Genomic DNA, 23933 nt, shown 5'->3' on the forward strand with positions numbered 1-23933 from the left:
GGCATGCCGAAGCCGCGTGCGGTCTACTGGATCGACTACCAGCGTGGCCCGACATGGCCGGTGGGTCAGTCCGCGCCGACACAGGCGCTGCACGATCACCAGATCTATCTCGAACGCCTGATGCAGGACGGCAAACTGCTGATGGCCGGCCTGTTTCGCGACGATGCGGGCGGTGGCATCGCGGTGCTGGACAGCAGCGATGAAACAACGGCCCGGCGCATGATGGAAGACGATCCGGCGGTGCAGTCGGGTCTGCTGTCGGCGCGGCTGCGGCCCTGGCAGATGGTGTTCAATCCGGCCAGCGGCACATCGCCGTTTGCCGAGACCTGATGCGGCCGATTACTTCGTAACCGCCAGCAGCGTGTAGCCGCGTTCGATCACGCGCTTGGTTGCTTCGAAGGCGTGCAGCAATTCGTCGTTGGCTTCGCGCGCGGCCTTCAGCCGGTTAATGTCATCGGACGAGGGATTGGCGTTGGCGGAAAGCTCCAGTGCGATCTTCAGGTAACGGGCCCGCGCCTCGGCGACGCGGACGGCGAAGGCGACGAAGGATTCCCGGGTCAGCTCGGGGACGGCTTTCTTCATCACCTCGCGATTGGCGTTGAAGATCGCCATCTCGGTCTCTTCCAGGAATTTCTGCAGCTTGCGTTGCGATTCCCGGTCCAGCATTTCCCTGGTGACCAGGTGATCAACTTTTTCGGTCTTGCCGTAGCCCAGAATCTTCATCGCCGCCTCCTGCCGCGATTAACTACCTGAAATCAAAAGATAGCCACGCCGGAGCGGGGATAGAAGGGGGGTTATCGCCATTTAAGGTTCCCGGCGGCCGGAATGGCAGCCCGGGCGGGAAATCTGGGCGTTTTGGGAGGGGAAATTGGAGGTCCGGGCCGGAATTGAACCGGCGTACGCGGATTTGCAGTCCGCTGCGTCACCACTCCGCCACCGGACCTCGCGCGCGCGGCCCCTTACTAAGGGTTGCCGCCCGGTGGGGTCAAGGCCTTCCGGGGCCGGGCGGCAAGGCCGACCGGTCAGGGGTCAGGGAGTGGCAGCAGCCTCCCGGCCGGCCGGCTAACCCCCAATACGACCGTTGTTTTCGCGGCATTGCAGCATTATAAACGGCGCCTGTCCCAAACACCTGTTCCAGCCCGGATTCTCACCCCATGGCCACTGCAGAACGCCAATTCGCCGAAGCGCGCCGCCAGATGGTGCTGACGCAGCTCCGTCCCAACAAGGTGATCGACGAGCAAGTGATCGCCGCCATGGCCGCGCTGCCGCGCGAGCAGTTCGTGCCCAAGGCCTATCGTGGCGTTGCCTATATGGACGAGGACGTGGCGATTGCGCCCGGTCGCCACCTGATGGAACCGATGGTCCTGGCCCGCCTGCTGCAGGAAGCCGAGATCCAGCCCTCCGAAGTCGCCCTCGTGATAGGTGCTGCCACCGGATATGAAGTGGCCGTGCTTGCCCGCCTGACCAGTACCGTGATCGGCCTCGAAGTCGATGCCGCGTTGAGCCAGCAGGCCGGCCAGACCCTGCAGGCTCTCGGCATCGATAATGTAGCGCTGGTCGACGGCGCGCTGAAAGACGGCCTGGCCAAGCAGGGCCCGTTCAACGTGATCCTGTTCGCCGGCGCGGTGCCGGAATTTTCGCCCGCCGTGCTGCAGCAACTGGCCGATGGCGGCCGCCTGATCGGCGTGCTGCGCGCGCCGGGTGCTCCGATCGGCCAGACAGTGCTGGTCAAGCGGGCCGGCGACCTGTTCCCCCATCGCGTGCTGTTCGATGCCGGTACCCCGATGCTGCCCGGTTTCGAGCGCCCGGCCGGCTTCGTATTCTGACCGGCATGACCGACGCACCCCTGGAAATCGGCGTTGCCGAACTCGACTCCTGGCGCAAGAGCGGCAAGGACGTTGCGGTTCTGGATGTGCGCGAGGATTGGGAAGTGGGGACGGTATCGCTGCCGGGCACGCTGAATATTCCGATGCAGCAGGTGCCGCTGCGGGTTACCGAATTGCCACGTGACAAGCCGTTGGTGGTGATGTGCCATCACGGCGGTCGCAGCCGCCAGGTGACCGGCTGGTTGCGACAGAACGGCTTTACGCAGGCGACCAACCTTGCCGGCGGAATTCATGCCTGGGCCGAACAGATCGAACCTGGCATGGCGACATACTGAGTGCATAACAAAAATATAAGAGTTCGGGGACTACGATTGGGACGCGCCGCGGCGACAACAATGAAACGGAACGAAGGACGGATGCGCGTCATGAGCTTCACGAAAACCATCTTGGCCACGGCGGTTGCCGTGAGCTGCATCATGTTGACGCAGCCCGCCAGTGCGCAGTCGCTGACCGATGTGTTCAGCGCGGCCTACAACAACAACCCCACGCTGCTCGCCGCCCGAGCGGCCCTGCGCGCCACCGACGAAGGTGTGCCGCAGGCGAAGTCGGGCTGGCGTCCGACCGTCAGCGTCAGCGGTGAACGCGGCTGGCAGGATGTCGAGTACACGCCGGAATCGGCGAGCGCACAAAGCGGCTCGATGAATCCGAACACGCTGCAGCTGACCGTGTCCCAGCCGCTGTATCGCGGCGGCCGCACCGAAGCCGCAACCGACTCTGCCGAGGCGCTGATCCTCGCTGGCCGCCAGGATCTGGCCAGCACCGAACGCCGCGTGCTGCTCGATGCCGTCACCGCCTACATGGACGTTGTGCAGAACCAGGCCGTGCTGGACCTGACCCGCAACAACGAGGAAGTGCTGCGCCGCCAGCTCGAGGCCGTGCGTGAACGCTTCCGCGTCGGCGAAATCACCCGTACCGACGTGGCGCAGTCTGAATCACGCCAGGCGCGTGCGACCGCTGATCGCATTTCGGCGGAAGGCGTGCTGGTGTCTTCGCGTGCCGTGCTGGCCCGCGTGATCGGTGAGATGCCGCGCACGCTTTCAGCACCGCCGCCGCTGCCGCAGTTGCCGAAGAGCGAGGAGGAAGCACTCGCGATTTCCTATGACGAGAACCCGGATCTGCAGGGCGCGCGTTTCCGCGAAGTTGCCGCCAAGAACGATGTGCGCGTTGCATCCGGTGCGCTGCTGCCATCGGTGTCGCTGAACGCATCTGCTTCAAAGGCGGATGAAAACACCCGCAACAACTTCCGGCAGGACACCCAGAGGGTTGGTCTTGTGGTGACGGTGCCACTGTATGAAGGTGGCGCGGTGTACAGCCAGACGCGCCAGCGCAAACAGACGCACAACCAGCGTCGCATCCAGGTGGAAGAGCAGCGTCGCAGCGTGCGCCAGTCGGTCGTGCAGTCCTGGGAAAATCTTGGTACCGCGCGGTCCAACATCACGGCGCGTGTCAGCCAGGTGCAGGCGTCGCGCATCGCGCTTGAGGGCGTGCAGCAGGAAGCCGAAGTCGGTTCGCGCACCACGCTGGATGTGCTGGACCAGGAGCAGGAGTATCTTGACGCCCGCGTGGCCGAAGTGCGTGCTCGCCGCGATGAGTATGTCGCTGGCTTCGCGCTGCTGTCGGCGGTTGGCCGGCTCAATGCCCGTGGCCTCAGCCTGCCGGTCGAATATTATGATCCGACCGAAAATTACGAGCGCGTACGCGACAAGTGGTTTGGCACCGACGGCGGTCTGAACGTCGAGTAATCCCGAATGCTTTGAGCCCGGTTCGCGGTGGAAAGCGCCGCGAATCGGGCGAAAAGCGCAACCGGACCGGCGATTTGGGGAGAATCCCCTTAACCCAGGTTAACAGTTCGGTTATCTTTCCCCCGCATACCATTGACCTGATTGATTCGGCCCGGGTTTCAGCCTTGGCTGGGTTGGCGATGGCCTGCATGCCATGCCGTCATCCTGACGGCTCGCGTAACAGAATGAGTGTATCGGGCGGATGAGCGACCCCAAGGCAGGCCAGAATGAACCGACCATGGAGGAAATCCTTGCCTCCATTCGCCGGATCATTTCCGAAGATGGCGCCGACCAGGGTGCAGCCGCGCCTGCAGCGGACCCTGCGCCGCCGCCAGCCCCCGAGCCGGAGCCTGAACCCGAGCCGATGATGGCAATGCCGGAACCGGAGCCTGAGCCGGAACCGGAGCCCGAACCTGAGCCGTATATGCCGGAACCGGAGCCCGAGCCGGAACCGGAATTCGAGCCGGAATACGAACCCCCGCCGCCACCTCCGCCGCCGCCGCCGCGACCCCGTCGCGCTGCTGCGCCGCCGCCGCCGCCGCCGCCGCAATACGGCGACGATATCCTCGAGCTCACCGATGTGGTGCGCGACGAAGCAGAGGGTCTGGTGTCGCAGCCCACGGCTGCCCGTGCGGCCGCCCATCTGGGTCAGTTGTCTGGCGCCATCGCCGGCAGCCGCGCCATGGGGCTGGGCAACAGCCAGCGCACCCTTGAGGAGCTGGTAAAGGAATTGCTGCGCCCGATGCTGAAGGAATGGCTGGACGCCCATCTGGCCACCATCGTTCAGCGTATCGTCGAGCGCGAAGTCGCCCGCCTGACCATCCAGGCGGAAGAAGAGCAGGACCACCTCTAGAAACTGCGGTTTTGGCCGTGTCTCTGCTCTCCGACCGCCCGGCCGGGGGCTGGACTGCTGCTGCCGGATCGTCTTTTATTTCCGCCCTTTCCCGTAAGCCCCGATGACTGAGTTGCCACCCATGCTGGACAAGAGTTTTTCCCCCCAGGACGTCGAAGCCCGCCTGTACAAGGCCTGGGAAGAGGGCGGCGCGTTCAAGGTCGGCGTGAAGTCGGGCAAGCCCTATACCATCGCCCTGCCGCCGCCGAACGTGACCGGCAGCCTGCATATGGGCCATGCGCTCAATCACACGCTTCAGGATATCCTGATCCGCTATCACCGCATGCGCGGCTTCGACGCGCTGTGGCAGGCGGGCACCGACCATGCCGGCATCGCCACCCAGATGGTGGTGGAGCGCCAGCTGGCCGAAAAACAGATGAACCGCCACGAGATGGGGCGCGACAAGTTCGTCGAGCGCGTCTGGGAGTGGAAGGCGGAATCCGGCGGCATGATCACCAGCCAGCAGCGCCGCCTGGGCGAAAGCTGCGACTGGAGCCGTGAACGCTTCACCATGGACGAGGGCCTGTCCGAGGCCGTGCTCAAGGTCTTCGTCGAACTCTATCGCCAGGGCCTGATCTACAAGGATCAGCGGCTGGTGAACTGGGACCCCAAACTGCTGACCGCGATTTCTGATCTAGAGGTCGAACAGCATGAAGTGAAATCTCACCTCTGGTACTTCCGTTATCCTGTTGAAGGTATGGAAAATACTTTCATTACGGTGGCCACGACGCGACCCGAGACAATGCTGGGCGACACCGGAATCGCCGTGCATCCGGATGACGAGCGCTACAAGCACCTGATCGGCAAGCACGCCGTCCTGCCGCTGGTCGGTCGCCGCATTCTCATCGTGGCCGATGAGTATTCCGATCCCGAGAAGGGCTCGGGCGCGGTGAAGATGACGCCTGCGCATGACTTCAACGACTTCGAGGTCGGCAAGCGTCACAAGCTCGAGATGATCAACATCTTCGACAAACATGCGAAGCTGAACGAGAACGTGCCCGAGAAATACCGTGGCATGGAGCGCTTCGCCGCCCGCAAGCAGATCGTCGCCGATCTGGAAGAACTGGGCCTGGTCGAGAAGATCGAGCCCAACACCCATATGGTGCCGCATGGCGACCGCTCGCAGGTGGTGATCGAGCCCTGGCTGACCGAGCAGTGGTATGTGAATGCCGAGGTGCTCGCCCGTCCGGCCATCGAGGCGGTAGAGAAGGGCGACATCCAGTTCGTGCCCAAGAGCTGGGAAAAGACCTACTTCGAATGGATGCGCAACATCCAGCCCTGGTGCATCTCGCGCCAGCTGTGGTGGGGCCACCAGATTCCGGCCTGGTATGGCCCCGACGGCAAGGTTTTCGTCGCTCATGACGAGGCCGAGGCGCAGGCCGAAGCGACGACGCATTACGGCAAGGCCACCGAGCTGAAGCGCGACGAAGACGTGCTGGACACCTGGTTCTCGTCGGCGCTATGGCCGTTCTCGACACTCGGCTGGCCGGAACAGACGCCAGTGCTGAAGTCGCATTACCCGACCGACGTCCTGGTCACCGGCTTCGACATCATCTTCTTCTGGGTCGCCCGCATGATCATGATGGGGCTGCACTTCACGAAGAAGGCGCCGTTCCACACGGTCTACATCCATGCCCTGGTCCGTGACGAGAAGGGCCAGAAGATGTCCAAGACCAAGGGCAACGTGATGGACCCTCTGGATGTGATCGGTAAATACGGCGCCGATGCACTGCGGTTTGCGCTGACCATCTTCGCCGCGCAGGGCCGCGACGTGAAGATGTCGGAACAGCGCGTGGAAGGTTACCGCAACTTCGCTACCAAGCTGTGGAATGCCGCGCGCTTTGCCGAAATGAACGGCTGCGCGCTTCCGGCTGATTTCAAGCCGGAAGCCGTGCAGAACACTGTCAACAAGTGGGCGATCGGCGAAGTGGGCAAGGCGGCCCGCGAGGTCGAGACGGCGCTTGCGGCCTACAAGTTCAACGAGGCCGCCGGCGCGCTCTATCATTTCACCTGGGGCACCTTCTGCGACTGGTATCTGGAGCTGATCAAGCCGGCGCTGATGGGCGAGGATGCCGCGCTCAAAGCCGAGACGCAGGCGACATGTGCCTATGTGCTGCGCCAGCTGATCCACCTGCTGCATCCCTTCATACCCTTCGTCACGGAAGAGCTGTGGGACAAGCTGTACGGCGCCCCTGAAGGCTTCCTGATGCTGCGCGACTGGCCGAAGGACGGCGAGCGCGGCGAGGATAAGGCGGCGTCTGCCGAGATCGACTGGCTGATCCGCCTGATCGACGGCGTGCGCGCGGCCCGCGCGGCCCTGAATGTGCCGGCCGGTGCCAAGATCGCCATGATCGCCAATGGCGGCAATGCCGAGACGGCGGCGCGTCTTGCCCGCCATGCCGATCCGATCAAACGTCTGGCGCGCATCGAGACGCTGAGCGAGAACCAGCCGGCGCCGCAGGGTTCGGCGCGCATCGTGGTGGACGAAGCCACCTTCGTGCTGCCGCTGGCCGAGGTGATCGACATTGCCAAGGAAAAGCAGCGTCTGGGCAAGGAACGCGAGAAGGCACTGGCGGAGATCGCCAAGATCGACGCCAAGCTGGGCGACCAGACCTTCATGTCGCGCGCGCCGCAGGCGGTGGTTGACGAGCAGCATGAGCGCCGCGCCACCCAGTCGTCGCTGGCTGAGAAGCTGGCCGACGCGCTGCAGCAGCTGGGTTGACATGACGCTGCCGGCCGCCGATCAGGAACTGCTGGATGCCGCCACGGCGCTGATCCGCCAGCGCTACATCGTCGGCCGGCATCACATCGCAGCGGCACTGCGCACGAAGTCTGGCAAGATCATCACCGGCCTGCATCTCGACACTTACGTGGGGCGCGCCTCGGTCTGCGCCGAAGCGGTAGCAGTCGGCCAGGCTATGGCGCAGATCGGACCGAATGATCCGATCACCGATATCGTCTCGGTGCGCCATCCGCGCCCCACCGAGCAGAACCAGGATATCCAGGTGGTGGCGCCCTGCGGCATCTGTCGCGAGATGCTGCGTGACTTCGCGCCCGATGCCCGCGTTCTGCTGACCGACGATACGTCTGGCGGCCTGCGCGCCTATGCGCCTTCCGACCTGCTGCCGCTGAAATACCACCGCAAGCCCTGATTGTCGGGATGCATTGCCGCGCTTGACCCTGCCGCGCCCGGCTGATCTGCTGCGTATCAGCAGGAGGACAGCATGAGCAACGCGCAGATCAACGACATTCTCGCCACCGTACAGGTCTATCTCGACGGTCTCTTCGAAGGCGACACCGCGAAGATCCGCCAGTCTTTCCATCCTGCCTCCAGCCTGTTCGCTGTGGCCGCCGACGGTAAGCTGGTGAACATGCCGCGTGAAGAATGGTGCAAGATGATCGAGGGACGCGCTTCACCCAAGGCCAGCGGCATGACGCGCGAGCATGAGCGGATTCTCTCGGTCGACATCACTGGGCCGAACACGGCGCTGGTCAAACTGAACTGCGCCATCGCGCCGCGCTTCTTCACGGATTATCTGAGCCTGATTAAGCTCGACGGCCGCTGGGTGGTGATCAACAAGACCTTTGTGGCCGAGACACTGACGGCTTAACCCTGCGCTGACTGTGTCTGCATCCTGCTAACGAGGACGGCCTGCGCCATACAGGATTAATCAGGCAAGATACGCCCGAATTCTGCCGCAATCCTGCGGCCTGCTGCCGCTCAAGAAAACGGGGGCAGATGATGGTGAATATCCGGCTTTGGGTCATGGTCTTCGCGCTGGTAATTGCAATCGCTACCAGCCTTGTCTTCGTCGCCGATTGCTCAGCGGCAGACAGCAGCATCCGCAGCAACAGTCCCTATCAACGCCCTGTCTTGCGCAAGCAGTATCCGACAATGGCCCGGGGGGTCGAACGCATCCAGTTCGAAGCAGGCGAAAGTCTGCTGACGCCGGCCGCGATCAACATTCTGGATCGACAGGTGGCTAGTATCCGCGCGCAGCCCAAAGCGCCCGTAACAATCTACGGCTTCGCCGATGCTGAGGAAGGGGAAGCGCAGGTCGTCGAACGCCTGGCGCGCCGCAGGGCTGAAACAGTGCGCGATTACCTCTTGGCAAAGAGCCTGAATCTCTACCGGCTGAAGTTGGAGACCATTCTGCCATCGGCCGGTTACGCCCCGCCATTGGCAAGCGGCTGGCCGCGACCAACCCGATATACACTCACGCAACTGTCGCCCTGGGACGAGTAATTACTCCGCCGCGACGGCAGTCGTCTTCTTCGTGGAGGATTGCCGGATCGCGACTGCTGTCAGCGTGGTGAGCGCGAGCATTAAGGCCACGAACCACAGCACGTAGTCAGCACGGCCATGATCGAGCAGCAAGCCGATCACCAGCGGCGCGATCGCCGAACCGGCATCGAGGCCGGAATAGACGAAGCCGAAGACGCGGCCCGAGGCACCCTTGGGCGCAGCGCCGCGCACGATCAGGTCGCGCGACGGCGTGGTGAAGCCCTGCAGGAAGCCGGCCGCGGTAATGGCTGCCACCAGCGCGCCAGCGGGCAGGTCGAGATTGGCAATCAACAGGATCAGCGCTGCCGCGCCGAGCAGGCCGGAGATCACGATGGCTTCCAGCTTCACGCCCTTGTCCGCGACCCAGCCGCCGACCATCACGCCGGCGGACGCGCCAAGCAGGAAACCGGTCAGCGCCGTGGTCGCCAGTGCGAACGGCGTGGCATAGAGCGCCGCGAGCGTCGCCGGCAGGAAATTCTGTGTGCCAATCAGCGCGAATGACAGCAGCAGGAAATAACCGAAGCACATCACCACCGGCAGGCTGAGCAGGGGCCCAAGCGCCTCGGTTTTCTCACCGGCCTTGGTGGCTGCGCGCCGCGCGGCGCCGGCATCTTCCTTCAACAGGTCGCGGTTTAGCAGCAAGGCAGCAAGAATGGCGTAACCGACCAGCGCTGCGATGATGGGGGCGGCGCGCCAGCCGAGCATCGCTGCGCCGCCGGCCATCAGCACCGGCGCGAGGCCCCAGCCGAGATTGCCGCCCAGCGTATGTGTGCCATAGGCGCGGCCGAGCCGCTTCTGGTCGACCGAGGCATTGAGGATCGAGAAATCGGCAGGATGGAACACGCTGTTGCCTGCGCCAGCGAGAACAGCGACGGGCAGCAGCATCCAGTAGCTCGGCACCAGACCATAGAGCAGGATCGCAGTGCAGAAGAGGGCGAGGCCGCCAATCAGCACATTGCGCGCGCCGATACGGTCGACCAGGAAACCGGCCGGGGTCTGCAGCACGCCGGAGGTGACGTAGAACAGCGTCATTACCAGGCCAAGTTCGGTGTAGCTGACTGCGAAGTCGTTTTTCAGGAAGGGGAACAGCGGCGGCAGCACCAGTTGGAAGAAATGGCTGCAGCCATGCGCGACGCTGATGAGCGCCATCACCTTGATGTCGCGATTGGGAATGGAGGAGGGGCTGCCGGCGGGAATGGCGAAGTCGGTCATGATGAGGGCCTGCGAGACGAAATCTTGGGTATTGGCGGGACTGCTCCGGCTGTCTCGCCGGTTGTGCCAAGCCTAGCAGAGAATGCCGCACGGGCCAGTGAAAACTCTTGCCACGGAGTAAACTGCGCATAAAAAAGCGCGGGGCTTTGAGGCCCCGCGCCGGTACTCAAACCTGACTGCCAGTAGCGTGGCAGCGGCTTACTTCTTCATCTTCACGGTCTTGTCGAGAAAGTCGTTGCTGTAGACCTTGGTGACGTCGAAGTCCTTCTCCATGCCGAAGTAGGTCTTCACCATGTCGTAGTCGTTCTGCATGCGCTTGGCGTCGAAGGCGCCGAGCGCGACGCCGGTGGTGGCCGGGTCGGTCATCAGTTCCTTGATGCGGTTCCACTGGTCGCGCTGGTTGGCTTCGTCCAGACCGCTGACGCCGGTCATCAGCGCCTTCAGGCAGGGGCTGACATCGGCGACGCAGGCGGCAAAGGCCTTCTGCGAGACCGACACGAACTTGGCGACTTTATCCTTGTTCTTGCCGAGGTATTCGCCGTTCACGATGATCGAGTTGCCATAAAGGTTGAGGCCGATATCGCGCCAGGCCAGGAAGCCGAGATCGGCGCCGAACTCGCGTACCTTCAGGTCATGTTCGTTGTAGAAATCGCTGGTGATGTCGATCGCCTTGGCCTTCAGTGACGCCACCTTGGCCTGCGGCGTGATGTTGACGAAGGTCACGCTGTCGGTGGCGATGCCGACCTGCTTGGCAAAGGCCGGCCACATCACGCGCGAGGCGTCGCCCGGCGGATTGCCCAGCTTCTTGCCGGGGAAGTCCTTCGCCCCAGTGATCCCGGAGCTCTTGAGCCAGTAGAAGCCCTGCGGCGAGTTGGCATAGACGGTCATCACCGCCACCACATCGGCGCCCTTGCTCTTGGCGACCAGCGCGGTGGCCATGTCGGCGATGGCAAATTCGGTGTTGGCCGCGCCCACGCGCTGGGCCGAAACGCCCGACCCCTTGCCGCTTTCGATATTCACATCCAGGCCAGCCTGCTCGTACCAGCCCTGCGCCTTGGCGTAGTAGTAGGGGGAGTGATCGGCGGTCGGCACCCAGTTCAGCAGCAGGTTAACCTTGTCCTTGGCCTGGGCGAGCGCGCCCCCGGCCGGCAGCAGGGCCGCCGCTACCGCGATGGCAAGAAGTCGACGTGATGTCATGATGGTCCCCTGTATGTTGTGATTCGGCCAAGTCTGGGCCCGGCCCCCGCCGGGTCTGAAAGAAACTCTAGCCAGACCGCAGCGAACCGGTCAATAATTAATCAACTAGTTGGATGATAAGAGATGAGTATGGCAGGCCCTGCTGCAGATCGAGCCGCCTCCCGCGAAATGGGGGCCCGCGAAGACGGCGACGGACGCCGCCGCGACCCCGTGGCGACGAAAGCCGCACTGTTGCGCGCGGCGGTGGCGGAATTCGCCGGCAAGGGCCTGGCCGGTGCTCGCATCGACGAGATTGCCCAGCGGGCCGGGGTCAACAAGCAACTCGTCTATCACTACTTCGGCAGCAAGGACGACATTTACGCGGCGGCGCTGGAGACGGTGTATGCCGAGATCCGCGAACGCGAGCGTGGCTTGCATCTGGGCGATCTGCCGCCCGAAGCGGCGATGGAGCGTCTGATCGGCTTTTCCTTCGACTATCTCGCCGAGCACCCGGAATTCCTCGCGCTGCTGAATGATGAGAACCGCCAGGAAGCCCGCCATGTGCGCGGTTCGCAGCGGCTCGAGCAGATGCATTCGCCGCTGGTCAGCCTGATTCAGGAAACCATCGAGCGCGGTGCGAAGGAGGGCGTGTTTCGCGCCGATCTAGATCCGGTGCAGCTCTACATCTCGATTGCTGGCCTGTCGTATTTCTTCTTCTCGAACAACCGCACGCTGTCGGCCATTTTCGGTCGCGCGCTCGACAAGCCCAAGGCCGTGGCCGAACGCCGCCGCCATATTATCGCTTTCGCGATGGGCGCTTTACGGCCCGAATAGCGCCGATTTCAACGATCCAGCTTCCAATCAACTGGTTGGTTGATTAACTCAAAACAGCCTGCTAGGCTGCCGTCAGCAGGAGGGGAGCCATATGGCCGCAGCCGAACCGGACACGCCGCAGGACAAGCCGAAAGGTCCTTACCTGCGCTGGCTGATGATCCTGGCGATCCATGTCGCCGCCATCATCCTGTGGGAACTCGCGGTTCGCGCCACCAAGCTGCCGGCCTTCATCCTGCCGGCGCCGAGCGCCATCTTCGCCACGCTGGCCAAGACCAACTACGCATGGGCGAGCAACACCTGGGTGACGGCGCAGGAAATCTACGGCGGCTATCTGCTGTCGGTGATCGCCGGCGTGGCGCTGGCGCTGATGTTCACCTGGTCGCGACTGCTGACGCTGCTGATGTTCCCGCTATTCATCACGCTGAACATGATCCCGAAGGTCGCGCTGGGTCCGCTGATCATCGTCTGGTTCTCGTATGGCATTGGCACCAACATCCTGATCACCCTGTCGCTGTGCTTCTTCCCGATCCTGCTCACCACTGTACGCGGCCTGAAGGAAGTCGAGCCCGACCTGCTCGATCTGGTGAAATCGCTGAAGGGCTCGCAGTGGCAGACCTTCATCTACATCCAGCTTCCAGGATCGTTGCCGTATCTGTTCTCCGGCATGAAGGTGGCGGCCATTCTGGCTGTTGCAGGCGCCGTGGTCGGTGAGTTCATCTCGTCCGACAAGGGGCTTGGCTACCTGATGATCCAGGTGCAGGCCGCGCTCGATACGCCGGCCATGTTCATGGCCGTCATTCTCATTACCCTGCTCGGCATCGCGCTGTATCTGCTGGTGCTGCTGCTGGAACATCTGCTGGTTCGCAAGGATGCGAGGATTTCGTCATGACCAAGCACGACATGAAAAAAGACCTCTGGCTCGACGATAGCGCGCTGCCGACCGGTTTTGCCGATGAAGCCGCGCTGGAAGAATTCATGACGCGGCCGAGCCGCGCGCTGGCTGCCGATCTTGAGGCCCTGGATGGTGACATCATGATCCTCGGCGTCGGCGGCAAGATGGGGCCGACCATGGCGCGTCTGGCCAAACGTGCGGCACCGAACAAGCGCGTGATCGGCGTGGCCCGCTTCAGCGAGAAGGGCCTCAAGGACGGCCTCGAAAGCCACGGCATCGAAACCATTGCTGCCGATCTGATGGATCGCACCGCCGTCGACAAGCTGCCGCGAGTGAAGAACGTGATCTTCATGGCTGGCCGCAAGTTCGGTGCCAGCGGCAATCAGGCGCTGACCTGGGCGATGAATGCCCATGTGCCGGCGCTGGTGGCGGAAAGCTTCAGCGATGCGCGCATCGTTGCCTTCTCGACCGGTTGCGTCTATCCCTTCGTGCCGGTCGCCAGCCAGGGCTCGACCGAGGAGATGGCGCCCAATCCGCCGGGCGAATATGCGATGTCCTGCATCGGCCGTGAACGCATGTTCGAGCATTTCTCGCAGGTGCATAACACGCCAGGCCGGCTGTTCCGCCTGAACTACGCCATCGACCTGCGCTACGGCGTGCTGCATGACGTGGCCGCTTCGGTCATGCGTGGCGAACCGGTCGATGTCACCATGGGTCATGTCAACGTGATCTGGCAGGGCGATGCCAATGCGCAGGCACTGCGCTGCCTGAAGGCCGCCACCGTTCCGACCACGCCGCTGAATATCACTGGCCCGGAAACCATCGCCGTGCGCTGGCTGGCCGAAAGCTTTGGCAAGCGCTTTGGCAAAAAGGCGGTGATCACAGGCGAGGAAGCGCCGACCGCCTGGCTCAACAATGCCGCCGAAGCCGCGCGGCTGTTCGGCTATCCGCGCATTTCGCTGGCCAGCATGATGGACTGGGTGGCCGACTGGGTGTCGCGCAGCGGCCGCAGCCTCGGCAAGCCGACCCATTTCGAGGTGCGCGATGGCACCTATTAAGGCGTTCGATATCGATCGTCTTGATAGCGCCGGTCTGCCCGGGGCGCTGGCGCTGTCGGCCGAGGCCGGCTGGAACCAGAGCGCGGATGACTGGCGCGTTTTTCTCGAACAGGGCCAGGTCTTCATCATTCGCGATGACGGTCGCATCGTTGCCACGGCCGCCATCCTGCCTTATGGCGATTTTGCCTGGATCAGCATGGTGCTGGTCACCGCCAGTCATCGCCAGCGCGGGCTCGGTACGCTCCTGCTGCGTCACTGTATTGCCGAATTGCAACGCAGGGGCTGCACGCCCTATCTCGATGCCACGCCGGCCGGTGAAAATGTTTACCTGCCGCTGGGCTTCCGGCCGGTGATGGAGATCACCCGCTGGCAGGGCCGGGGTGCGGGGCTGGCGGTGCCGGCGTCACTGGCCGAGCTCGATGCCTGCCTGGCGCGCGACACGATTGCCTTCGGGGCGAGCCGCGAACCGCTGCTGCGCGCTTTCCTGAGCGGTGTTCCGGAACTCGCGATCCGCAGCAACAACGGCTTCGTTGCCGCCCGCAGCGGCCGGCTCGCCATCCAGATCGGACCGCTTGGCGCCGACAGTGAGGCCGATGCTCTGGCGGTGCTCCGCACGGCGCTCGATCGCGTGACCGGCCCGGTCTTCCTCGATGTGCCGAACCGCTGGACCATGCTCAGCGACGAACTGAAATCGCGCGGCTTCACGGTGCAGCGCGGCTTCCGCCGCATGGCACTGCATACATCAAAGTGCAATGGCAATCCCGACCAGAGCTTCGTGCTGGCCGGGCCTGAATTCGGATAGCAGGGGACGTCAATCATGGGTTTGCATCATTCCAAACTGCCGGCTGATGTTCTGGCCAATCTGCGCAAGGGCGTGGCGATCCCCGCACACCCGCTGGCGCTGGATGCCAACCGAAAGTTCAACCGCAAACGCCAGCGCGCGCTGAGCCGCTACTATGTCGATGCCGGTTCTGGTGGCCTTGCGGTCGGCGTGCACACGACGCAGTTCGCCATCCGCGAGGTCGGGCTCTATGAGCCGGTGCTGGCCGCCGCGATGGAAGACGCCAAAGCCTGGACCGATCGTCCGCTCGTCATGGTCGGCGGTCTGGCCGGCAAGACCGCGCAGGCCGTGAAGGAAGCGCAGACCGCCGTGAAGCTCGGCTACCATGCCGGCCTGCTCAGCCTGGCCGCCATGAAAGACGCCGGCGTCGATGCCATCATCGCGCATTGCGAAGCCGTGGCGGCTGAAATCCCGCTGGTCGGCTTCTACCTGCAGCCCGCCGTCGGCGGCGTGGTGCTGGATGCCGAATTCTGGCGGCGGTTCGCCAGTATCGACAACGTGATCGCCATCAAGGTGGCGCCGTTCCACCGTTATCGCACGCTGGATGTGATGCGCGGTGTTGCGGCGGCGCGGGCCGAGAAGCGTATCTCGCTCTATACCGGCAACGACGACCATATCGTGCTCGACCTCACCATTCCCTTCACGGTGAAGCGCGATGACGAGACCGTGAACCTGCGCTTCGTCGGCGGCCTGCTTGGCCACTGGTCGGTCTGGACCCAGCAGGCGGTCAAGCTGCTCGACAAGGCCCATGCCGCTGTCGCTTCCGGCAGCGTGTCGCCCGAACTGCTCGGCCTCGATGCGCGCGTCACCGACTGCAACGCCGCCTTCTTCGATGTTGCCAATGATTTCCACGGCTGCATCGCCGGCTGCCACGAGATCCTGCGCCGTCAGGGCCTGCTGGAAGGCATATGGTGCCTCGACCCGCAGGAAGGTCTCAGCCCCGGCCAGGCCGCACTGCTGGATCGCGTCAGCCGCGAGCACGCCGACCTGTCGGACGACGCCTTCGTGAAGGCCAATCTGGAACGGTGGCTGTCATGATCACGCAGACTGCTGCTACAGGCAGCGCGCCGTTCATTCATCTCGAGAACGTCCGCAAGACCTATCGCGGTCGCGGCAAGGAGTTCGTCGCCGTTTCCAATGTCACCTTCGATGTCTACGAGGGCGATCTGGTCTCTCTCGTGGGCCCGTCGGGCTGCGGCAAGACGACGGTGCTGAAGATCCTCGCCGACCTTCATTCGGCAGATGACGGCTGCAAGGTCGAGATCGGTGGCGGCACGCCGTTCACGCCGGGGCGTGACGTAGGCATGGTCTTCCAGCAGGCGTTGCTGCTGAAGTGGCGCACGATTATCGACAACGTGCTGCTGCCGGCCGATATCCTCGGCCTGCCGCGCAAGGCCGCGAAAGCGCGCGCGCGCGACCTGCTCGCCATGGTCGGTCTCGCCGGGTTCGAGAGCAAATATCCGTATGAACTTTCCGGCGGCATGCAGCAGCGCGCCGCCATTGCGCGTGCGCTGGTGCATGATCCGAAGCTGATCCTGATGGACGAGCCGTTCGGCGCTCTGGATGCGCTGACGCGCGAGAAGATGAACCTCGAGATGCTGCGCATCTGGCAGGAGAGCCGCAAGACCATTCTGTTCGTCACCCACAGCATCCAGGAAGCGGTCTTCCTCGGCTCGCGCTGCGCGGTGCTGACGGCCGGTCCGGCGCGCATGGCCGATTTCTTCGAGATCGATCTGCCATTCCCGCGCGCGCTGGATGTGAAGACCACCGAGAAATTCGGCGATTATACCAAGCGCATCTACCGCCAGCTCGGGATGGACTGAGTTTTAAACCGGCTGGCTGCCGATCCAGTCGAGATAGGCCTGCAGGATATAGCTGGCCGCCAGCTTGTCGACCAGTTCGGCGCGGCGCGCGCGGCTCAGATCGGCCTCGTCGGTCATCATCCGCTGCACCGCCATGGTGCTCATCCGCTCGTCCCACAGCGCGATCGGCAGTGGCAGCAGCTGGGCGAAGTTGCGCGCAAACGCCCGCGTCGCCTGGCAGCGCGGTCCTTCGGTGCCGTCCATATTGACCGGCAGGCCCAGCACCAGGGCAGCCACGCCTTCCCTGGCGATGATCTTCTGCAATTCGCCGGCATCCTGGCCGAATTTCTTCCGGGCGAGCGTCAGGTAGGGCGAGGCGATGCGGTGCCCGGCATCGGACAGCGCGAGTCCAATCGTCTTGGTGCCGAGATCGAGCCCGAGATAGCGCTGGCCGGTCTGCAGCCGGACCGGGCCTTCTGCGGGCTTGAACAAGGACTTAGCTTGGGGTGAGGCGGGGTTGCCGGGGCCGGTCACGAGTGTTATTTTCCGCCGCTATTTCAATGGATTCTCCCCAGTTTACCACCAGAGAACGGACAGCGCATGTCACTGGATAAAGCGGCCGTGGCGAAAATCGCCAAACTGGCCCGGCTGAAGATGGAGCCGGACCGGCAGGAGGCCCTGGCTTCCGAGCTGAACAGGATTCTTTCCTTCGTCGAGGAATTGCAGGCGGTGAACACCGACAACGTGCAGCCGATGACCTCGGTGGCCCCGATGAAGCTGCGCCACCGCGAGGATGCCGTCACCGATGGCGGCAAGCCGGAAGCCGTGCTCAAGAACGCCCCGCAGCGCCAGGGCGACTTTTACACCGTGCCGAAAGTGGTTGAGTAATGACCATCGATCCCGACAAGTTCACCATTGCCAGCGCCCTGGAGGGCCTGGCGAAGAAAGAGTTCACTTCGGTCGAGCTGACCCAGGGCAGCATCAAGGCGATGCAGGCGGCCAAGCCGCTGAATGCCATGATCACCGAGACGCCGGAGAAGGCGCTGGAGATGGCCAGGGCCGCCGATGCGCGCCGTGCCAAGGGCGAGGCCGGATTGCTGGAAGGCATTCCGCTGGCGATCAAGGACCTGTTCGCCACCCAGGGCGTGCTGACCACGGCGGCCAGCCATATCCTCGACGGCTTCCACCCGGAATATGAATCGACCGCCACCGCCAACCTGTGGAAGCAGGGCGCGGTGATGCTGGGCAAGCTCAACCTCGATGAATTCGCCATGGGCTCGTCGAACGAGACCAGTTATTACGGGCCAGTGGTCAATCCCTGGCGCGCCAAGGACGGCACCAGGCTGGTGCCCGGCGGTTCGTCGGGCGGCTCTGCGGCTGCCGTGTCCGCCGGATTCGCGCTTGGCGCCACCGGCACCGATACCGGTGGCTCGATCCGCCAGCCGGCCTCGCTCTGCGGTATCACCGGCATCAAGCCGACCTATGGCCGCGTGTCGCGCTGGGGCATCGTCGCCTTCGCGTCCTCGCTGGACCAGGCCGGTCCGATGGCTCGCACCGTGCGCGACTGCGCCCTGATGCTGCAGGCCATGGCCGGTTTCGATCCCAAGGACAGCACCTCGGTCGACCGCCCGGTGCCGGATTACGTCGCCAATCTGGACGGCGGCGTGAAGGGCATGCGCATCGGCATTCCGCGCGAATACCGCATGGACGGCATGGACCCCGAGATCGTGGCGTTGTGGGAGCAGGGCAAGCAGTGGCTCAAGGAGGCGGGTGCCGAGATCGTCGACATCAACCTGCCGCATACTCATTACGCGCTGGCGACCTACTACATCGTCGCCCCGGCCGAAGCCTCGTCGAACCTCGCTCGCTATGACGGCGTGCGGTATGGCCTGCGCGTGCCGGGCAAGGACCTGACCGAGATGTACGAAAATACCCGCGGCGAAGGGTTCGGCCGCGAGGTGCAGCGTCGCATCATGATCGGCACGTATGTGCTGTCGGCCGGCTATTACGACGCGTATTACACCAAGGCACAGAAGGTGCGGACGCTGATCAAGAAGGACTTCGAACAGGCCTTCCAGCGCGTCGACGCCATCCTGACGCCGACTGCGCCGAATGCGGCTTTCCCGATCGGCATGAAGAACGACGATCCGGTCACCATGTATCTGAACGACGTGTTCACCGTGCCGACCAGCCTGGCGGGTCTGCCCGGCATGTCGGTGCCGGCGGGGCTGTCCAGCGGCGGGCTTCCGCTGGGCCTGCAGCTGATCGGCAAGCCGTTTGAGGAATCGCAGCTGCTGCGCGTCGGTCGGACGCTCGAAAAGGCCGCCAACTATACGGCGAAACCTTTCCATTGGTGGGAGTCGTAAGATGGCCGAGAAGGATTATATCCAGGGCGCCACGGGTCCGTGGGAGATCGTGATCGGCATGGAAGTCCATGCCCAGGTTGCGTCGAAGTCCAAGCTGTTCTCAGGCGCCGACACCACGTTTGGCGCCGAACCGAATCATCAGGTCAGCCTGGTGGATGCGGCGATGCCGGGCATGCTGCCGGTGATCAACGGCTTCTGCGTCGAGCAGGCGGTGCGCACCGGTCTCGGCCTGAAGGCGCAGATCAACCTGCATTCGGTGTTCGACCGCAAGAACTACTTCTACGCCGACCTGCCGCAGGGCTATCAGATCAGCCAGTATCTGCAGCCGGTCGTGGGCAAGGGCGAACTGCTGCTCGACATGCCTGATGGCAGCACGCGGATGATCGGCATCACCCGCCTGCACCTGGAACAGGATGCGGGCAAGAGCCTGCATGACCAGAGTCCACGCGAGAGCTTCATCGACCTGAACCGGTCTGGCGTGGCGCTGATGGAAATCGTCTCCGAGCCCGACATGCGCAATTCGGAAGAGGCCGGCCTCTATCTGAAAAAGCTGCGCACCATCGTGCGCTATCTCGGCACCTGCGACGGCAACATGGATGAAGGCTCGATGCGCGCCGATGTCAATGTGTCGGTGCGCAAGCCGGGCGGCCCGCTTGGCACGCGCTGCGAGATCAAGAACGTCAATTCCGTGCGCTTCGTTCAGCAGGCTATCGAATACGAAGCCCGCCGCCAGATCGAGATTCTGGAAGATGGCGGCAAGATCGACCAGGAAACCCGCCTGTTCGACACCGGCAAGGGCGTGACGCGCAGCATGCGCTCGAAGGAAGAGGCGCATGACTACCGCTACTTCCCCGATCCTGACCTGCTGCCGCTCGAATTCGAGCAGGGCTGGGTGGATGGCATCAAGGCCACGCTGCCCGAACTGCCGGATGAGAAGAAGGCGCGCTTCATCGAAAAGCTGGGCCTGAGCCCCTATGACGCCGCCGTGCTGGTGGCCGAGAAGGAATCGGCCGACTTCTACGAGAAGGTGGCCAAGGGCCGCGACGGCAAGCTGGCCGCCAACTGGGTGATCACCGAGTATTTCGGCCTGCTTAACAAGTCGGGCCAGTCGATGGAGGATTTTGTCATCACCGCCGAGAAGCTTGGCGGCCTGATCGACCTGATCGCCGACAACACGATCTCCAATCGCCTGGCCAAGGATGTTTTCGCCCTGATGGTGGAAACCGGCAAGGACGCCGCCACCATCGTGGAAGAGAAGGGCATGCGTCAGGTCACCGATACCGGCGCCATCGAGAAGGTGATCGACGAGGTGATGGCGGCCAACCAGGACAAGGTGGCCGAATATCGCTCAGGAAAAGACAAGTTGTTCGGCTTCTTCGTCGGCCAGACCATGAAGCTCTCGGGCGGCAAGGCCAATCCGGCGGCGGTCAACGAACTGCTGAAGAAGAAGCTGGCCGGCTGATTGCCGTGACCAAGCTGTGAACAGAAAGCTGTGCCAGGCCGGGGTGGTTTGACCCCGGCCTTTTTTCTGGCAGTTTCGCGGGATTATTTCCGATCTGCGTCGTTATGCTCCGCCCCAGATAAGGAATCCCCATGATCCGGCCCGTTCTTCTTTCGGCAGCGCTGCTGCTTGTTCTGACTGCCTGCAGCGGACGGCGCGAGACCGATCCGGTTCGCTCCGCATCCGAGATGCTGCTGGTGTCCACCGCGGCTGACCGTGCCGCCGACAAGCTGACCTTCAGTCTGCAGCCCGGCACGAAGGTGTTCATTGATGCCAGCTATGTCGAGGGTACCGACAGCAAATACATGATCAGTGCCCTGCGTGACCGCGTGGCGCGCAAAGGCGGCGATCTGGTGGACGACAAGGGCAAGGCCGATCTGCTCATCGAGCCGCGCATCGGCTCGCTGTCGATTGATCGCGACAGGACCCTGTTCGGCACACCGGCCATTCCGGTTCCGCTGGTGGGTGTCGAGGTGCCCGAAATTGCGATCTTCAAGCGCAGCTATCAGCAAGGTGTCGTGAAGCTGGCGGCCACGACCTATGACCCCAAAACCGGCCTGATGGTGCAGTCGCATGAACCGGTCTACGCTTTCTCCAACCGCAAGGACTGGACCTTCCTGATCTTCTTCTCCTGGACCACGACTGACCTGATGCCGGAGGAGGACAAGAAGCACTGGATCGGCGATTGAGACCTGTAATCACGGCAGGCTAGTGTTTCCAACCATTCAAAGCAGGTACGGGTAGCATTTCGCTCTGCGACAGCATGGATGGTTGCGGAGCAGGGCTGTGCGCGTTAAGCCAGCGGCAGCTTTCCCCGGAAATCCGCCAGTTCGATGTTCTGCGAAACCGATGCCGATGCCTTTGCCGACCCGGCCCGTGAACTGATTTTTCAGGTCGCGCGCGGCTATCTGGAGCGTCAGGGCATCACCAGCACCAATCTTGTCTTCGATCCCGCCCAGCATCGCGCGATGCTGGATGACGGTGCGCGCTTCCAGGAAATCCTGCAGCGCGTGGCGCTGCTGCAGGGACAACATACGCGGCGCCCGGTCAGCGAACGCATGAAGGAACTTACGGCGCTTGCCGAGGCCGGTATGCAGCGTGTCGAGACGATCTCGGCCGCATTGCCCGCTATTGTGTCTTTCGCCGATGCGCAGCGGCAGGGCCTGTTCGGCGGCCGCAATCTGGATGAATGGATCCGCGGCGGCGTCGCGCTGGCCCGTCTGCTGGCCCTTGCCGGGGACTGGGAGAAGCGGGCAGCACTCTGCCTGGATGTGCTGGAAGCGGCGGCGGAGGGCAGCGAAAGCCATGGCATGGCCGACCAGACGCTGGCCGAAATCCTGCGCCTGCAGCCAGCGGCCCCGGTGTTGTTCGGCGAGAAGGCCAATCGGCGGCGCATGATCGCCCTGTCCCTGGGCGTGGGCGGCGGCGACATCCCGGCCGATACGCATGCGGTGTTGCGGCGTCTGCGCGATGTGGTGACGAAACAGACCCTGCCACGCACGACTGACGCCCTGCGGGCCCGTCTGGTCGAGATGATGCATGGTACGGCGACTATCTTCTCGCCTGAGCCGCAGGATGAATGGCGGGCGATGCAGGGCTTGAAGCAAAAGATCAGCGATCTGAAGCTGTTCTCGGGCGATCCGGAGATTGCCGCGAGCCTGACGCGGCGTTTCACACGCTTCGCCGGCCCGGAAATGCTGAATCCGATCCTGGCGCGCGAAACCGAAATCGCCCGCAAGCTGCTTTTCCTGCTGCAACTCTATGCCGAGATCGACGATGGTAATGCCCGCTTCGAACTGCAGGGCATCCTGACGCATTATATGGATCATCGCGATTTCAAGACGCAGTTCATTGGCCCGCAGACCGGACGCGAGGATTTCGCCAGCCTGGCCGCTGCGATTTCCGGCGCACTGGCCGCGATCGACATACCCGAACCGCGCAAGGGCAGGCTGCTGGAGCAGTTCCGCAACCAGCTTGCGGCTGTCGTGAAGCCGTCGGGCGCGCGCAGCAACCAGCGCGGCATTGGCGGTGCCAAGGATGCAGTGATCGTGCGCGGCCTGCGGTTCCCGTTGAAAAACTGGAGTCCGGTCGGATTGCAATTCGGCCCATGTTCGCCGGCGCTGACCAGCAAACTCGAAGCCGGCAGCAAGCTCTCGGTCGCGGTCGAAATCCGCAACAGTCTAATCAGTCTGGATTTCGCGGCAGAGGCCGAGGTGCTGCGCGTCGGCGATGGCATGATCGCCGCGCGCTATATCTGCAGCGATATTGCCGTGCAGCAGCGCATCAAGACCTATTTCGCCTGAATTTTTATCTGTCCGGGCGGTCCGGCCTGCCCTGATCACCGGATAGGGGCGCTCAGAGCAGGACCATGTTTCAGCGTATGCCTGCCAGGCTCTGGCCGTGCAGACCGCCAGCTTCGGACACCTTCTTCAGGGCTTCGCCGGCATGGCGTGGCTGAGTCTCGGTCGCCACATCGCCCAGCGACACGATGCCGACCAGACGCTTCTGGCGGTTCAGCACCGGCAGGCGGCGGACCTGGATATTACCCATATTTTTGGCGACATGGGCGAGATCCTCGTCCTCGAAGCAATATTTCACATCCGGCGTCATCACCTCGCGCACCTTGGTGTCGGGCTCGCAACTCTTGGCGACGCCGCGAATGGCGATGTCGCGGTCAGTGATCATGCCGACCAGCCGGTCTTCCTCGCCGACAGGCAGGCTGCCGGCATCGATCTCGGCCATGATCTGGGCCGCTTCGGCAATACTCTGGTCCGGAGAGGCGATCCGCACCTCGCGGCTCATGGCTTCGCTGACACGCATGATTCCATCCTCCTTTTCAACACCTGCAATGGCTTGAAATAGGTAAGAACCATCCGGCGGATCGCAACCTGAGCCGCAGCCTGCAGGCCATGGGTCACAGGCGGGCCACAGCCATGCCGCGCAAATGGCTGGCGTCGGTTAAGCTATGCTAGAGTAAGGCGGGAATCGCCGGGAAGACATCTGGGAAAGCGATTATGAATCTGATGGAAGCCACCATCTTTGCCCTGCTGATCAGCACACCGCCGACCGATGGGCCGCCCTTCGGCTGCCGGGCGACGGCCGAGAAGGAAGCGCTCTGCACCAATGACCTGGTGATCAAGGAATTCCAGGACGGCACGCTGGAATTCGGATCGAAGGTAACAGTGAAGAAGAGCCGGCGCCGCGACCTGATCTTCTCCAATGGCATCTCGTCGTATTTCGACAGCTTCGGCTGGCTGCAGTTTTCCAACGGCTATGCCGTGCGCCGTATCGAAGGCGATATCTTCAAGATCACGCAGCAGGGTGCGCGCGAATTCACCTGCCGCTATGCCATCCAGGGCAAGCAGACGCGCTGCACGGTAGGTTGACGATCTGCAGACGGGTGGCGC

At 63.3% G+C, this 23933-nt stretch carries 26 protein-coding genes and 1 tRNA gene; 21 read left to right on the forward strand and 6 right to left on the reverse strand.

Annotated features, from left to right (window positions below):
* Positions 1-3: 3 nt before the first annotated feature.
* Complete coding sequence (locus FNB15_RS16015) at positions 4-330, forward strand: YciI family protein (protein ID WP_185973580.1); 327 nt, start codon at positions 4-6, stop codon at positions 328-330.
* Positions 331-339: 9 nt separating this feature from the next.
* Here the strand turns inward: FNB15_RS16015 and FNB15_RS16020 are convergent, their stop codons facing one another.
* Positions 340-723: a hypothetical protein gene (locus tag FNB15_RS16020; protein WP_144069673.1), complete on the reverse strand. Its 384-nt coding sequence runs from the start codon at positions 721-723 to the stop codon at positions 340-342.
* A gap of 146 nt (positions 724-869) precedes the next feature.
* Positions 870-943: transfer RNA gene (locus FNB15_RS16025), tRNA-Cys, on the reverse strand.
* Positions 944-1154: 211 nt separating this feature from the next.
* Here FNB15_RS16025 and FNB15_RS16030 point away from each other — a divergent pair.
* The 8 genes from FNB15_RS16030 (at position 1155) to FNB15_RS16065 (ending at position 8805) form a co-directional block, all read left to right on the forward strand.
* Positions 1155-1826 (forward strand): protein-L-isoaspartate O-methyltransferase family protein, encoded by a 672-nt coding sequence (locus FNB15_RS16030; protein WP_144069674.1) that lies wholly within the window; start codon positions 1155-1157, stop codon positions 1824-1826.
* A gap of 5 nt (positions 1827-1831) precedes the next feature.
* Positions 1832-2161 carry a rhodanese-like domain-containing protein gene (locus FNB15_RS16035; protein ID WP_144069675.1) on the forward strand — a complete coding sequence of 110 codons (330 nt, stop codon included), beginning with the start codon at positions 1832-1834 and terminating at the stop codon, positions 2159-2161.
* 90 nt (positions 2162-2251) lie between these two features.
* Positions 2252-3628 (forward strand): TolC family outer membrane protein, encoded by a 1377-nt coding sequence (locus tag FNB15_RS16040; protein ID WP_185973581.1) that lies wholly within the window; start codon positions 2252-2254, stop codon positions 3626-3628.
* Between the two features lie 241 nt (positions 3629-3869).
* Positions 3870-4520, forward strand: coding sequence for a DUF2497 domain-containing protein (locus FNB15_RS16045; protein ID WP_246068704.1), 651 nt, complete (start codon positions 3870-3872; stop codon positions 4518-4520).
* 121 nt (positions 4521-4641) lie between these two features.
* Positions 4642-7281 carry a valine--tRNA ligase gene (locus FNB15_RS16050; RefSeq protein WP_144258785.1) on the forward strand — a complete coding sequence of 880 codons (2640 nt, stop codon included), beginning with the start codon at positions 4642-4644 and terminating at the stop codon, positions 7279-7281.
* Between the two features lies 1 nt (position 7282).
* Positions 7283-7711, forward strand: a complete 429-nt coding sequence (locus FNB15_RS16055) for a cytidine deaminase (protein ID WP_185973582.1) — start codon at positions 7283-7285, stop codon at positions 7709-7711.
* Positions 7712-7783: 72 nt separating this feature from the next.
* Entirely contained in the window at positions 7784-8170 is a 387-nt protein-coding gene (locus FNB15_RS16060; protein WP_144069678.1) for a nuclear transport factor 2 family protein, read from the forward strand.
* A gap of 128 nt (positions 8171-8298) precedes the next feature.
* Entirely contained in the window at positions 8299-8805 is a 507-nt protein-coding gene (locus FNB15_RS16065; RefSeq protein ID WP_144069679.1) for an OmpA family protein, read from the forward strand.
* Here FNB15_RS16065 and FNB15_RS16070 read toward each other — a convergent pair whose 3' ends face one another.
* Together FNB15_RS16070 and FNB15_RS16075 are read right to left on the reverse strand one after the other, a co-directional pair.
* A complete protein-coding gene (locus FNB15_RS16070) occupies positions 8806-10056 on the reverse strand; it encodes an MFS transporter (protein WP_144069680.1) in 1251 nt (416 codons plus the stop codon).
* A 198-nt stretch (positions 10057-10254) separates the two neighbouring features.
* Complete coding sequence (locus tag FNB15_RS16075) at positions 10255-11253, reverse strand: ABC transporter substrate-binding protein (RefSeq protein WP_144069681.1); 999 nt, start codon at positions 11251-11253, stop codon at positions 10255-10257.
* A gap of 123 nt (positions 11254-11376) precedes the next feature.
* Between FNB15_RS16075 and FNB15_RS16080 the strand changes: the two genes are divergently transcribed.
* The 6 genes from FNB15_RS16080 to FNB15_RS16105 all read left to right on the forward strand — a co-directional run bounded on the left by FNB15_RS16080 (position 11377) and on the right by FNB15_RS16105 (position 16680).
* Positions 11377-12066 carry a TetR/AcrR family transcriptional regulator gene (locus FNB15_RS16080; protein WP_246068705.1) on the forward strand — a complete coding sequence of 230 codons (690 nt, stop codon included), beginning with the start codon at positions 11377-11379 and terminating at the stop codon, positions 12064-12066.
* A gap of 91 nt (positions 12067-12157) precedes the next feature.
* The gene (locus tag FNB15_RS16085; RefSeq protein ID WP_144069682.1) at positions 12158-12955 is read left to right on the forward strand and encodes an ABC transporter permease; all 798 of its coding nucleotides are present in this window, start codon (positions 12158-12160) and stop codon (positions 12953-12955) included.
* A complete protein-coding gene (locus tag FNB15_RS16090; protein WP_246068706.1) occupies positions 12952-14016 on the forward strand; it encodes an NAD-dependent epimerase/dehydratase family protein in 1065 nt (354 codons plus the stop codon). The genes FNB15_RS16085 and FNB15_RS16090 overlap by 4 nt, the downstream gene beginning before the upstream one ends.
* Positions 14003-14818, forward strand: a complete 816-nt coding sequence (locus FNB15_RS16095; protein WP_144069683.1) for a GNAT family N-acetyltransferase — start codon at positions 14003-14005, stop codon at positions 14816-14818. Before FNB15_RS16090 ends, FNB15_RS16095 begins: the two co-directional genes overlap by 14 nt.
* A gap of 15 nt (positions 14819-14833) precedes the next feature.
* Entirely contained in the window at positions 14834-15895 is a 1062-nt protein-coding gene (locus tag FNB15_RS16100; protein WP_144069684.1) for a dihydrodipicolinate synthase family protein, read from the forward strand.
* Complete coding sequence (locus FNB15_RS16105) at positions 15892-16680, forward strand: ABC transporter ATP-binding protein (protein ID WP_144069685.1); 789 nt, start codon at positions 15892-15894, stop codon at positions 16678-16680. The genes FNB15_RS16100 and FNB15_RS16105 overlap by 4 nt, the downstream gene beginning before the upstream one ends.
* 3 nt (positions 16681-16683) lie before the next feature.
* On the opposite strand, the gene ruvX is transcribed toward FNB15_RS16105, so the two are convergent.
* Positions 16684-17151 carry a Holliday junction resolvase RuvX gene (ruvX, locus tag FNB15_RS16110; RefSeq protein WP_144069686.1) on the reverse strand — a complete coding sequence of 156 codons (468 nt, stop codon included), beginning with the start codon at positions 17149-17151 and terminating at the stop codon, positions 16684-16686.
* A gap of 108 nt (positions 17152-17259) precedes the next feature.
* Between ruvX and gatC the strand changes: the two genes are divergently transcribed.
* From gatC to FNB15_RS16135, 5 genes are all read left to right on the forward strand, one after another.
* Positions 17260-17547: an Asp-tRNA(Asn)/Glu-tRNA(Gln) amidotransferase subunit GatC gene (gene gatC / locus FNB15_RS16115; RefSeq protein WP_144069687.1), complete on the forward strand. Its 288-nt coding sequence runs from the start codon at positions 17260-17262 to the stop codon at positions 17545-17547.
* Positions 17547-19025, forward strand: coding sequence for an Asp-tRNA(Asn)/Glu-tRNA(Gln) amidotransferase subunit GatA (gene gatA / locus FNB15_RS16120; RefSeq protein WP_144069688.1), 1479 nt, complete (start codon positions 17547-17549; stop codon positions 19023-19025). Before gatC ends, gatA begins: the two co-directional genes overlap by 1 nt.
* Position 19026: 1 nt before the next feature.
* Positions 19027-20487 carry an Asp-tRNA(Asn)/Glu-tRNA(Gln) amidotransferase subunit GatB gene (gene gatB / locus FNB15_RS16125; protein ID WP_144069689.1) on the forward strand — a complete coding sequence of 487 codons (1461 nt, stop codon included), beginning with the start codon at positions 19027-19029 and terminating at the stop codon, positions 20485-20487.
* Between the two features lie 131 nt (positions 20488-20618).
* Positions 20619-21215, forward strand: a complete 597-nt coding sequence (locus tag FNB15_RS16130; protein WP_144069690.1) for a DUF6655 family protein — start codon at positions 20619-20621, stop codon at positions 21213-21215.
* A gap of 144 nt (positions 21216-21359) precedes the next feature.
* A complete protein-coding gene (locus tag FNB15_RS16135) occupies positions 21360-22829 on the forward strand; it encodes a hypothetical protein (RefSeq protein ID WP_144069691.1) in 1470 nt (489 codons plus the stop codon).
* 70 nt (positions 22830-22899) lie between these two features.
* Here the strand turns inward: FNB15_RS16135 and FNB15_RS16140 are convergent, their stop codons facing one another.
* Positions 22900-23346, reverse strand: a complete 447-nt coding sequence (locus FNB15_RS16140; protein WP_144069692.1) for a CBS domain-containing protein — start codon at positions 23344-23346, stop codon at positions 22900-22902.
* Positions 23347-23540: 194 nt separating this feature from the next.
* Between FNB15_RS16140 and FNB15_RS16145 the strand changes: the two genes are divergently transcribed.
* Positions 23541-23912: a hypothetical protein gene (locus tag FNB15_RS16145; protein ID WP_144069693.1), complete on the forward strand. Its 372-nt coding sequence runs from the start codon at positions 23541-23543 to the stop codon at positions 23910-23912.
* Positions 23913-23933 lie beyond the last annotated feature (21 nt).

Source organism: Ferrovibrio terrae (assembly GCF_007197755.1).
Taxonomy (GTDB): domain Bacteria; phylum Pseudomonadota; class Alphaproteobacteria; order Ferrovibrionales; family Ferrovibrionaceae; genus Ferrovibrio; species Ferrovibrio terrae.

Excerpts from the sequence above, each read along its gene's own strand:
- FNB15_RS16030 (WP_144069674.1), top strand. The coding sequence starts at position 1,155 with ATGGCCACTGCAGAACGCCAATTCGCCGAAGCGCGCCGCCAGATGGTG.
- FNB15_RS16145 (WP_144069693.1), top strand. The coding sequence starts at position 23,541 with ATGAATCTGATGGAAGCCACCATCTTTGCCCTGCTGATCAGCACACCG.
- gatA (WP_144069688.1), top strand. The coding sequence starts at position 17,547 with ATGACCATCGATCCCGACAAGTTCACCATTGCCAGCGCCCTGGAGGGC.
- FNB15_RS16130 (WP_144069690.1), top strand. The coding sequence starts at position 20,619 with ATGATCCGGCCCGTTCTTCTTTCGGCAGCGCTGCTGCTTGTTCTGACT.
- FNB15_RS16080 (WP_246068705.1), top strand. The coding sequence starts at position 11,377 with ATGAGTATGGCAGGCCCTGCTGCAGATCGAGCCGCCTCCCGCGAAATG.
- gatB (WP_144069689.1), top strand. The coding sequence starts at position 19,027 with ATGGCCGAGAAGGATTATATCCAGGGCGCCACGGGTCCGTGGGAGATC.
- FNB15_RS16050 (WP_144258785.1), top strand. The coding sequence starts at position 4,642 with ATGCTGGACAAGAGTTTTTCCCCCCAGGACGTCGAAGCCCGCCTGTAC.
- gatC (WP_144069687.1), top strand. The coding sequence starts at position 17,260 with ATGTCACTGGATAAAGCGGCCGTGGCGAAAATCGCCAAACTGGCCCGG.
- FNB15_RS16135 (WP_144069691.1), top strand. The coding sequence starts at position 21,360 with ATGTTCTGCGAAACCGATGCCGATGCCTTTGCCGACCCGGCCCGTGAA.
- FNB15_RS16090 (WP_246068706.1), top strand. The coding sequence starts at position 12,952 with ATGACCAAGCACGACATGAAAAAAGACCTCTGGCTCGACGATAGCGCG.
- FNB15_RS16095 (WP_144069683.1), top strand. The coding sequence starts at position 14,003 with ATGGCACCTATTAAGGCGTTCGATATCGATCGTCTTGATAGCGCCGGT.
- FNB15_RS16015 (WP_185973580.1), top strand. The coding sequence starts at position 4 with ATGCCGAAGCCGCGTGCGGTCTACTGGATCGACTACCAGCGTGGCCCG.
- FNB15_RS16040 (WP_185973581.1), top strand. The coding sequence starts at position 2,252 with ATGAGCTTCACGAAAACCATCTTGGCCACGGCGGTTGCCGTGAGCTGC.
- FNB15_RS16105 (WP_144069685.1), top strand. The coding sequence starts at position 15,892 with ATGATCACGCAGACTGCTGCTACAGGCAGCGCGCCGTTCATTCATCTC.
- FNB15_RS16085 (WP_144069682.1), top strand. The coding sequence starts at position 12,158 with ATGGCCGCAGCCGAACCGGACACGCCGCAGGACAAGCCGAAAGGTCCT.
- FNB15_RS16060 (WP_144069678.1), top strand. The coding sequence starts at position 7,784 with ATGAGCAACGCGCAGATCAACGACATTCTCGCCACCGTACAGGTCTAT.
- FNB15_RS16075 (WP_144069681.1), bottom strand. The coding sequence starts at position 11,253 with ATGACATCACGTCGACTTCTTGCCATCGCGGTAGCGGCGGCCCTGCTG.
- FNB15_RS16020 (WP_144069673.1), bottom strand. The coding sequence starts at position 723 with ATGAAGATTCTGGGCTACGGCAAGACCGAAAAAGTTGATCACCTGGTC.
- FNB15_RS16140 (WP_144069692.1), bottom strand. The coding sequence starts at position 23,346 with ATGCGTGTCAGCGAAGCCATGAGCCGCGAGGTGCGGATCGCCTCTCCG.
- FNB15_RS16065 (WP_144069679.1), top strand. The coding sequence starts at position 8,299 with ATGATGGTGAATATCCGGCTTTGGGTCATGGTCTTCGCGCTGGTAATT.
- FNB15_RS16035 (WP_144069675.1), top strand. The coding sequence starts at position 1,832 with ATGACCGACGCACCCCTGGAAATCGGCGTTGCCGAACTCGACTCCTGG.
- FNB15_RS16100 (WP_144069684.1), top strand. The coding sequence starts at position 14,834 with ATGGGTTTGCATCATTCCAAACTGCCGGCTGATGTTCTGGCCAATCTG.
- FNB15_RS16055 (WP_185973582.1), top strand. The coding sequence starts at position 7,283 with ATGACGCTGCCGGCCGCCGATCAGGAACTGCTGGATGCCGCCACGGCG.
- FNB15_RS16045 (WP_246068704.1), top strand. The coding sequence starts at position 3,870 with ATGAGCGACCCCAAGGCAGGCCAGAATGAACCGACCATGGAGGAAATC.
- FNB15_RS16070 (WP_144069680.1), bottom strand. The coding sequence starts at position 10,056 with ATGACCGACTTCGCCATTCCCGCCGGCAGCCCCTCCTCCATTCCCAAT.